The following is a 3358-nucleotide window of genomic DNA, read 5'->3' as shown; positions in this document are numbered from 1 at the left end:
TCCCTGTTTCTCCAGGTAACTGAGTCTCCCGTTTAGAAGGAACGGAACTTACCTGAGAAGAAACTCCGCCAGTATCATGTGCTGATAAATTTGTATGAAGAATATCTGATTGAGAACCTTTTTCATTCAGGGTAATAATCGCGGATTCCCGGTAATCTTTTCCGATAATTTCAGCGCGGACCATGTATTGATCAGGAACCCAATTCTCGGAACTAACATTGACTGACCATGAGTATCCTCCCTCACGACCGGTGACAACCGGCACTACCATAGAAGCCCCTCCCGTCATTGATGGTTCGTACTTTTTTGTTGGTCCGAATGATGCAGGATAAACCTCAATTAAAATTCTGTTGTCTGTATTATAATTGGTATCACCGTGGATGGAGATCAGATCTCCAACCATGTATGGCCCACCCGGATTAAGCGTTTCTGCATTTGCATATCCCACAAAAATCCAGGTTAAGATGAGAGTAATTACAAGAATGCGATTCATAGGTATGGATTGTTCAGCCAGATGCATGAGGTTTCCGATCATTCGGATAATTTCAGGTATCGATCATGATCAGAAAAATCTCTGAAATTATTTGATTGTAGATCTTGATACCCGATGAAATTTCTAAAATCCTTCCAAATACCTACCGGAACCTTTATTGGTTTACCATTATTATAATCAAATGAATATATTGGGGGATTAATCTTGGTACGAAGATTCAAAGGGATGTATCTTTTGGTGGTTTTGATTATTTTATGTCTCGCTCCAGGTATTTGTTCCGCTGATCGAGGGAGTTACTCTCAACTTGATATGCCTAAAACCCTCTTTGAAGCACAAAATGATGCGGGATCGTTTTCTGTACCTCAAATGCCTGTTGCTCATCCATCTAAAGAACAACGAAGACAATGGAACTCTGATTATCTGGGGGCACCGGTAGCGAAACCGAAAAATTCAGATTTGCAGGATGACCTAACAGATTCAACGTCATACAGTCTTTTAGATTATCTAACGTATAATGCAACGGATCGGAATCAGCAGGACTGTGGTAATGGATGGGTCTGGGCCGGGACAGGGGCCCTTGAAGTGGCACATGCAACACAAAACGGTAACTATGATCGGTTATCAATTCAATATCTGAACTCGAAATACGACAATGGGGGTAGATCCCCGTATGCAGCGTCGGATTGTGCATGTAATGGAGGCACCTCTTCAGATTTTGTAGGCTTCTATAAACTTATGGGAAAATACGGTGGAAATAAAACCGTTATCCCCTGGTCAAACGATTATGCATCATTCCAGGATGGAAATGTGTCATCAGGCAAACATTCGAATGTAGAGTCCAGCCTCCTTAACCTCACTCCCTCCTATAAGTTAGAGTCCCTTGCAGTCTCAAGGGTTGACACCTGGCAGGCTCCCCAGAATATTGCAATTGATAATATCAAAAGAATGCTTGATAGCGGCAAACCTGTGATTTTGTCGTATTATCTTCCTGACCAGAATGCATGGACTCAATTTGAAACATTCTGGAATTATGGTCTTGAGGATGAATCCTACTTTGATCTGGATACATTCAAAGGAAGCACGTACACTTCCAGTGGTGGCAGCCACACAGTTTTGGTAACCGGTTATAATGATAATGGAACTGCAGGTTACTGGCAGTGTCTGAACAGTGTAGGGACTTCCGCATTCAGACCTAATGGAATCTTCTATATCAATGCATATATGGATTATTCAGCAGCCTATTCTGATGCAGGAGAGAATCTGCCTGTCACCCAATGGGAAACACTGGATGTAATCTATAATACCACCAGTACCAACATTTCCACAAACTCAACCGAAAATCCGAATCTTAATGCTTCTTTTGAGGTTTCTCCTGAAAGTGGGTATGCTCCTCTGACGGTCCACTTTAGTGATCTGTCTGAGGGATCCCCAGACTCCTGGAAATGGAACTTTGGCGATGGAGGAGAATCGATTCTGAGTAACCCCAATCATACCTACGTTAAGCCAGGACACTATTCAGTATCCCTTGAGATCAAGAAGTCAGGATATACCGGAGTGACTCATCAGAAAGATGTGGTCACGGTCAAGTACCCGTATGTTAAAGTCAACCCATTTCCAAAACCTGAAGGAGGGAACTATTCTGTGCCCACTGATCCCATTGGAGATGGACGGTACGCGGATATCAATGGAAACGGGTGGCTGGAGAATGATGATCCGGTTGTTCTGCTGAAAAATCTTCAATATGCACAGAAGAATGAACCAGTAGTCCAGTTTGATTTTGATGGAAGTGGTTTTATCGGATATGGTGATCTGGTCATGGTAAAGAAGATGGTGTAATCATGGCAAGAAAAATTCATCTCTTTGGATATTTTGTAGTCATATGCATGATTGGTATCCTTATCAGTACAGTATCAGCAATTCCATCACAGCCAACTCTTTTCTTTGCTCCTGATGTGGTTGAGAGTAATACCGGGGATAATGATCAGGTCTGGCTCATGATGGACGGAGCTTTCCGGGGTCTCTCCGGATATGGGGTGATCCTCTCTATCGATAATCCTGAAATTGGCAGTATTATCGATATTGATATTCCTGATTGGGCAGGTCTTCAGGATATTCAGAAGTTCTCCGAGTCCTCATATCTGATACAGGCGGTTGACAGCAATGATAAGATAGGACCCGGCTCACCAAAAATTCCGTTGGGAATTATTAAAATTCATGCGAATTCCCCGGGTTACCTTACCATCCGTGCAACCCCTGTACAAATCGATGATGATCAGAAAGGTCGGTATGAACCAGTCCCGGTAACCGGAACAATTATTATCACTGGAGCCGGTCCGGTTCCGAAAATCCCCATGAATACCTGAAAACCATATCATTAAATCCTTTTTAAACATGATACCCTTCAGTACTCCTTACTGGAGGATATTATGAAACAACTATTTGGGTACGAAGAAGAAGCAGGCAGGATTGAACTCTTTATCCGAATTATTTACTCGTTTATTATCGGGATCATTTTGTCTATCTATGGATTTATTGCCGGCATTTGTCTGATAATTCAGTTTTTTGTTATCTTTATTCTGGGAAGGAGATCACAGGGACTCTCTGGATTTATCAGAGGGTATCTTGAGTACTATGTTCATATTCTTCCTTACACTTCGTTCATGACTGATGAAAGGCCAGGAATATTTCCTAAAACCGTCGGTATCTTTGAAGAAGAAGCCTGATCGTTTAGGAATCCCCAGTCCTTTTTTTCCTTATTATTCTATCGTTTTTGATATTGAAAATCGATAGATATAGTTTATCTGCCACTGATAATAATATAGATTTTATGAGGAACTGGAGAATACTAACGTGGATTGTTCCTTG

At 41.8% G+C, this 3358-nt stretch carries 3 protein-coding genes and 1 pseudogene; 3 read left to right on the top strand and 1 reads right to left on the bottom strand.

The genetic code is table 11. The annotated features are described in order from the left end of the window. Positions 1-493, bottom strand: a pseudogene (locus tag LUQ50_RS14810) (hypothetical protein); the annotation flags it as partial. A gap of 309 nt (positions 494-802) precedes the next feature. Between LUQ50_RS14810 and LUQ50_RS14805 the strand changes: the two are divergent. The 3 genes from LUQ50_RS14805 (at position 803) to LUQ50_RS14795 (ending at position 3216) form a co-directional block, all read left to right on the top strand. Next, positions 803-2329, top strand: a complete 1527-nt coding sequence (locus tag LUQ50_RS14805) for a PKD domain-containing protein (protein WP_300041001.1) — start codon at positions 803-805, stop codon at positions 2327-2329. Between the two features lie 2 nt (positions 2330-2331). Then, positions 2332-2856: a hypothetical protein gene (locus tag LUQ50_RS14800; RefSeq protein ID WP_300041000.1), complete on the top strand. Its 525-nt coding sequence runs from the start codon at positions 2332-2334 to the stop codon at positions 2854-2856. Between the two features lie 63 nt (positions 2857-2919). Further along, a complete protein-coding gene (locus LUQ50_RS14795; RefSeq protein ID WP_300040998.1) occupies positions 2920-3216 on the top strand; it encodes a DUF4389 domain-containing protein in 297 nt (98 codons plus the stop codon). The last annotated feature ends 142 nt before the right edge of the window (positions 3217-3358 follow it).

The organism is Methanospirillum sp. (assembly GCF_028679455.1).
Classification (GTDB): domain Archaea; phylum Halobacteriota; class Methanomicrobia; order Methanomicrobiales; family Methanospirillaceae; genus Methanospirillum.
This window is presented reverse-complemented; position numbering and strand designations above follow the sequence as displayed.